Here is a 6,854-nt window from a genome sequence, read left to right as displayed (position 1 = left end):
TTTCCGGATTAAAATCTATCCCCATTATTTCACGAGGCAGACATAGAAAGGAGGTGTTGTTCTATTGACGCTTACAAATGTTTTGAGGTCCACTGCAAATGTTGTGAAGTGTTTGAGTAACGTTTTGAAGTAGAAAGGGAACGTTGTGAGGTGGAGCAGAACCGTTTTGAAGTCCACTGCAAATGTTGTGAAGTGTTTCAGTAACGTTTTGAAGTGGAAAGGGAACGTTGTGAGGCGGGGCAGAACCGTTTTGAAGTCCACTGTAAATGTTATGAAGTATTTCGGTAACGTTTCGAAGTATAGAGGAAACGTTATGAGGCGGCGCAAAAACGTTTTAAGCTTCAATCCAAATATAGTACGAAACCCAACAAAAAATTACAAAATCCCCCAAACATCTTGCTATTTCCCTACAAATCTACTAAACTAAATATAAAATATTCAGAAAATAGGAGGGCGCAACAATACAAACTACTCGCAAACCGCCAGAAGATCTGCTTCAATTGCAACGCTTACTCGTCCGATTGCCCGAACACCATCCACAACACAAATCCCTGACAACCAAGCTCTACCAAACCAGAGCCGGTTACTCCGGCGAACTCATCGTCGACCGGATCCTAAGTGAAGTCGCCTTCCCACCAGGAACCAAAATCCTGCGCGATCTCACATTAGAAATAAACCCCGAGTACCTCATCCAACTAGACACCCTCATCCTGATGCCATCTCGAGCCATCCTGCTGGAAATCAAACATTACGCGGGAACTGTCCAATTCGATGAGCAGTCCGGTAAAACAACGAAAATTTCCCCGGACGGCGAAATTGAAAAGTTTGACTGCATTCTACACCAGCTGGACCGCGCAAAAGCGGGCCTCGATATGTGGTTCAAACAAAAACAAATCCCATTACCCATCGAACCAGTCCTAGTCATGGCAAATCCTAACGTCGAAATTCAGGAATTCCCTGAATCCATCACACTCAAATATGCCAAACAGCTACCCCGCTATCTCCGCCGTTTGTTAAATCAAGAAGGGGATATGTTGCCTGTACAGCAAATCGAGACCATTGCCAAAACTCTCTTTCACAACCAAATTAGATGGAGACGGAGAACTGCCTGTGAACGATTTAACATCGCTCCGGGAGAATTAAGAAGGGGCGTCCTTTGTCTCGAATGCAACGGGGAAGTGACACGGAAAAAGGGACGCACCTGGCTTTGCGAAACCTGCGACCAACCCGGCGATTCCGCACTCGAACAAGCCGTCGCGGATTGGTATTTGCTCATTAGCCCCACCTTGCGAAACAGACAATTAAAATATTTTCTTGAATTAAACTCCACCTCTGCCGCCAGTATCCTATTCAGCCAGCTTCGACTCAACCGCACCGGCAGACCGCCGGGTACCGTCTATACATGGGACTATAACCTGCCTTTGCGCAAAAAGAAGCCAACCTAATCGGTTCGCTTCTTTTTTAACTCAATTTTTCAAGCCAACCTTCGATTCCACCAAAGCCATTCAACATTTCCGCCACACACCTCGAAACAATTTCTATTCACCTCGCAAAGCCTCATCCAAACCTCGAAAAGAATCTCCCGAACTTCGAAACGCCCCCAACAGCACTTCGAAACGTTCTCCCCCAACCTCAAAACGTTTTCCACTTGCTTCTAAACACTTCCGTCCTACCTCGAAACATTTTCACTCAACTTCACAACACTCCAGCCGAACATCTAAACGTTACTCCCTGAACCTCCCAACACTCCACAATACTCACGAAAAAATAGTATACTACTAGAAAAGGAGGCAGAAATCATGAAAAAGCTATTCACCATTGCCATGCTTTCCCTTACTCTAGTAATCTCCCCGCTCCTCACCCAAGCAGCGTCGTTTTCGGATGTGCCGCGAAACCATTGGGCGTATGAGGCAATCGATCAGATGTCGGAGCGGGGGCTGATCAATGGCTATCCGGACGGCACGTATCGTCTGAACAACCCGGTCACCCGGGCGCAGGCTGCGAAAATCGTGGCACTTGCGATTGGGGCGAAGGCATCTCCGAACTTCAAAACACGTTTTCAAGACGTCGGACCGGCGCACGGTTCATACAACTATATCCGGGCACTGACCGAGCGGGGCATTTTCAATGACGCGGACCAGTTCCGGCCGAATGATCCGTTGACACGTGCCCAGATGGCGAAAATCCTGACGCTCGGCTATGAGATCATCGTGGACGACAATGATTTCATCCGGTTCCGTGATGTGACGAAGCAGAGCCAGTATTATGGCTACATCACAACAATTGCCGAATTGGGTATCACGACGACTCCACCGGGCGGGACGTTCCAGCCGAATGACCAATTGTCTCGGGCCCATATGGCGGCTTTCATCCAACGGGCGATGGAGTTCGAGGCCAAACGCCAAAAAGGCCTCATTCATTATGACCAGGCACAAAAACTGTACATTGAAACGAACTCACCAGTCACGAAACCGCCTGTCGCCAAGCTGGCTGACAACGCATCAAAAACAATGGAGTTGGTCAATGAACAACGAACCAAACAAGGGGGCAAGCCGCTGACGCATGACCGGGAATTATCCAAAGTCGCGCAGGCGAAAGCCGAAGATATGGCAAAAAACGACTATTTTAGCCATACATCGCCAACCTACGGATCGGTCGAGGACATGCTCTCTCGCTTCAATTATAAGTGGACGGCGTACGGTGAAAACATCGCCATGGGCTACACGACGCCTGTCGATGTGATCACTGGTTGGATGAACTCAACTGGCCATCGCGCTAACATCCTGAAAGCAGAATTCACACACATCGGCTCCGGCTACGCCACCAACGCCCAAGGCACCACCTACTGGGTCCACCAATTCTCAAGAAAATAATTAGGGTCGAATCAACCCGCGAGCCTCACGGCCCTTTAAAAGAAGAACCAACTCCGGAATTTATTCTGAAGTTGGTTCTTCTCTTTAACTTCACAACACTTTCTTCCAACTTTGAAACATACTAAGTGAACCTCGCAACATATTAAGGGAGCTTCGAAACGCCATTGCCAAACCTCGCAACGTATCTCCTGAACCTCGAAACGATTTCCTTCAACCTCCCAACGTAATGAGTGAACTACGAAACACGATTGTCGAATCTCACAACATTTCCACTCCCGCATCAACAAAAAATTCCCCTATACTTCACCTCCTCCCATCCATTTTGGGGTATAGTCATACTAAGTGACACACTAGTGAAAGGCGGAGATCACCTTGAAACGAATTCATATAGTTCTACTTGCATTCATAACTCTATTTGTACTCACACCTACTGTTACCGAAGCTTCGAAACTAGATGACGTCAAATTTTTTGTGGATACCTATTATTATGGCGATATTCCGAAGAGCTTGCACTCTATGAAAAGCATGGATGAAGTGATAAATGCGCTTGATGAATATTCTCGCTACCTAACACCAGAGGAGTATGTTACATATATCGCAGCAGTGGGAGAGGCACCGGTATCGCAAATCGCCAATGCCTCGCCAGCAATTACGTCCCATATGCTGTATGGCAATATCGGATATATTAAAATTCCGACCTTCCCAGCCAATCTTGGTAAAGAGGTCACGGCCCATTGGACGAAGTTGAAAAAAGCCGGGGCTACCCACCTAATTGTGGATCTCCGCTACAACGGAGGCGGCTATGTAGATAGCGCGGAACAGCTGCTCGGCTTCTTCAAAGGCGCCACGAACGCCTATCAATTAAAGACACGTGAAGGCAGCCAACTATTCAAGCCAATCCCTGCGGATATCAAATTCCCGCAGCAAACCTATGTCCTCGTCAATCGCTATTCCGCGTCCGCTTCTGAGATTGTTGCAGCGGCACTAAAGGATCAAGATGCCGGCGTCATCGCCGGGGAAACGACGAAAGGGAAGGGGAGCATCCAGTCGTTTTTCGAATTTGACGACGGCAGCGCGCTCAAACTGACAACAGGGCATTTTACTGGACCAAAAGGAACCGTTGTCCATCAAAAAGGCGTGAACCCGACAATCAAGACAAATCCCGGACAAGAATTGACGACGATCCACCAGCGGCTCTTGAATACACGTTTCACCAATCAGCTCTATAAAAAGGTCTCAGGACCACAGCTCGTCCCGACCACGAAAACTTTTCACATCCATTTCACACAACCGATGAACTTTTCGGGCAATCAAACGTCCACTAAAGTGGATCTCGTGAAATTGGGCGGTGTTGCAGTCCCGGTTACGGCCCAACCAAACGGCCAGGACAAACTCGACATCATTCCAAGAAAAAAACTGCAACCAGGCGGATCCTATTTGCTCGTCATCCACCCAGGTATGCAAAACGACAAAGGGCGCACAGTAAAGCAAGGGACCTATTTGCCAGTCACGGTTCAGCCCATCAATTAAGTGAAATTCATGGACATGCACAGCCATTTTAACTGTGTTATAATATGTAAATGTTTTAAGCCAAAGTAGAGAGGAAAGAAAATGATGGATAAGAAACTTTGCGTCATCGGACTCGGTTATATCGGATTGCCTACAGCGGTCATGTTCGCCAACAGCGGCGTCCAAGTCCATGGCGTCGATATAAATGAAAGAGCAGTCTCCCTGATTTCCAATAAACAACTTCATATAGAAGAGAACGGTCTCCAAGAACGTCTCGAACGTGCCATCGACGAGGGGAAATTCACGGTTTCCACGCAGCCGGTGGAAGCGGATGTATATATTGTGGCTGTTCCGTCGCCAATCAATCCGGATAATACAGCCAATTTGGAATATATCCGCCAAGCGACAGCATCAATCGTTCCATTCTTGAAAAAAGGCGCACTCGTCATTCTTGAATCGACGGTCCCACCGAAGACTGTAGAGAACATTATGCTGCCGGAACTACGCCAATCCAATCTAATCCTTGGAGAAGAACTTTTTGTCGCGCATTCACCGGAGCGTGTCATTCCGGGCAAAATTTTCGAAGAACTCATTAACAACGACCGCATAGTTGGCGGCATTACGCCGGAATCCGCGGAAATGACGAAAGAGCTGTATCAAACGTTCGTGCAAGGTGAAATCCACCTCACTGACGCAACAACAGCTGAACTCGTCAAAGTGATGGAAAACACCTACCGTGACGTCAACATCGCATTCGCCAACGAACTCGCGAAAATCGCGGAGTCGATTGATGTCGATATCTGGGAAGCGATCCGTTTTGCCAACTTCCACCCGCGTGTCAACATCCATACGCCGGGACCTGGGGTAGGAGGACACTGCATCGCAGTCGATCCGTGGTTCTTGGTGGAATTAAACCCGGAAGAATCTAAAATCATCAAGAAATCCCGCTTGACCAATGACGGCATGCCGGAATTTACCGCGCAAAAAGCACATAAGCTAATGAAAGAGCACGGCATCGAAAACGGAAGAGTCGCTGTTCTTGGACTTGCGTTCAAAGGCGATGTGGACGATATGCGGGAAAGCCCGTCCACAAAGGTGATTGAGGAACTCCAAAAACTCGACATCGACGTCGTCTCATTCGATCCACATATCAAGCAATTGCAACACCCGACCCAAACGATCACATTGGAAGAGGCGACTAGTCAGGCCGATCTTATCCTGTTGACGACAGATCATACGGAATTCAAGGCGCTTAATCCACAAACCGTCCAGACGAAATCGCCTAAACCGCTCGTCTTCGATACGAAAAATGCGCTCGACCGAGATAAATGGGAGCAAGCCGGTTTCGATTTCTTCAAACTCGGCGATGGGAAGAATAAATCCATACCTGCCAAAGGACTTCCTATTATATGAAGGAATCGATTTTAGGTGTACAGGTGAACACCGAAAATTATGATGAGCTGATCCCGAAGCTGTTCCGGAACATCGACGACAAGAAAAAATCGCTTGTCGTCGCTATCAATCCGGAAAAACTTATGAAAGCGAAGGACGATCCCGAACTAAAAGCGCTCCTGAACCGTGCAGAGTTCCAAATTCCGGACGGTATCGGCGTCATTATCGCGTCCAAGCTGCAAAAAGGCAATATCAAATCCCGGGTCACTGGTGTCGACATGATGGATCGCGTTGTCCGTGAGGCGGCAAGAACCGGTAAATCTATCTTTCTATATGGCGCTAAGCCAGGTGTCGCGGAGACAGCCGCAGATAAATTGATAGAAACTTACTCAAATCTTAGAGTCGCCGGCACACAGGACGGCTACGAGCAAGATACGCAAAAAGTGATCGATACGATTAACGCCGCACAACCGGACATCCTATTCGTCGCGATGGGTTCACCGAAGCAGGAACTTTGGATTGAAGAGCACCGAGAAAACCTCCATCCGATCCTCTACCAAGGGGTTGGCGGATCATTCGATGTGCTAGCTGGAAACATTAAGCGCGCCCCGGCTGTCTTTCAAAAATTCGGAGCGGAATGGCTCTATCGTTTGCTGAAAGAACCAAGCCGCATCAAGAGGCAAATGAACCTTCCAAAATTTTTATTGGAAATATTAACCCGAAAATAGGGATTCCCTACTTGTAATATAGTAGACTTGGTGATAGAATACGAAAGTGTAAGGATAATTTCCTCATATCATATAACAAAACGCCACGCAGGACGAAACGGTTGGTTGACCGCACAAAAAAACTCGGACAGTTCCCATCTGACCGGGTTTTTTTGTTGGCTGAAATTCTGCTGCAAATGGGAGGCACCGACCCATTCCCACCCCACCCCACCGGGTGGCAGTGCCTGGCTCCCGGAACCATTTCAAAAATCTCATGCAACTCCTCTCTTTTATATAAACAATAAGAAATGTTTCATTTTGATGACATCGCACCAAATTCAGTAAAATGCTTGATATATATTTAAAATACGAT

At 47.6% G+C, this 6,854-nt stretch carries 5 protein-coding genes; all 5 read left to right on the top strand.

Annotation, left to right across the window (positions count from 1 at the left end):
* Positions 1-500: 500 nt before the first annotated feature.
* Positions 501-1,445 (top strand): nuclease-related domain-containing protein, encoded by a 945-nt coding sequence (locus AB1K83_RS13655; RefSeq protein ID WP_413058758.1) that lies wholly within the window; start codon positions 501-503, stop codon positions 1,443-1,445.
* Positions 1,446-1,799: 354 nt separating this feature from the next.
* Entirely contained in the window at positions 1,800-2,873 is a 1,074-nt protein-coding gene (locus AB1K83_RS13650; protein WP_413058757.1) for an S-layer homology domain-containing protein, read from the top strand.
* A gap of 372 nt (positions 2,874-3,245) precedes the next feature.
* Positions 3,246-4,403, top strand: coding sequence for a S41 family peptidase (locus tag AB1K83_RS13645; protein WP_413058756.1), 1,158 nt, complete (start codon positions 3,246-3,248; stop codon positions 4,401-4,403).
* 84 nt (positions 4,404-4,487) lie between these two features.
* A complete protein-coding gene (locus AB1K83_RS13640; protein ID WP_413058764.1) occupies positions 4,488-5,795 on the top strand; it encodes a nucleotide sugar dehydrogenase in 1,308 nt (435 codons plus the stop codon).
* Entirely contained in the window at positions 5,792-6,502 is a 711-nt protein-coding gene (locus AB1K83_RS13635) for a WecB/TagA/CpsF family glycosyltransferase (RefSeq protein ID WP_413058755.1), read from the top strand. The genes AB1K83_RS13640 and AB1K83_RS13635 overlap by 4 nt, the downstream gene beginning before the upstream one ends.
* Positions 6,503-6,854: the final 352 nt, after the last annotated feature.

The sequence above is a fragment of the Sporosarcina sp. 179-K 3D1 HS genome, from assembly GCF_047228905.1.
Lineage (GTDB): Bacteria > Bacillota > Bacilli > Bacillales_A > Planococcaceae > Sporosarcina.
Note: the sequence above shows the minus strand (reverse complement) of the source record. Positions and strands in the feature narration are given on the sequence as shown.

Bases quoted from the DNA above. Each gene is read 5' to 3' on its own strand.
- AB1K83_RS13650 (WP_413058757.1), top strand. From the start codon at position 1,800: ATGAAAAAGCTATTCACCATTGCCATGCTTTCCCTTACTCTAGTAATC.
- AB1K83_RS13640 (WP_413058764.1), top strand. From the start codon at position 4,488: ATGGATAAGAAACTTTGCGTCATCGGACTCGGTTATATCGGATTGCCT.
- AB1K83_RS13635 (WP_413058755.1), top strand. From the start codon at position 5,792: ATGAAGGAATCGATTTTAGGTGTACAGGTGAACACCGAAAATTATGAT.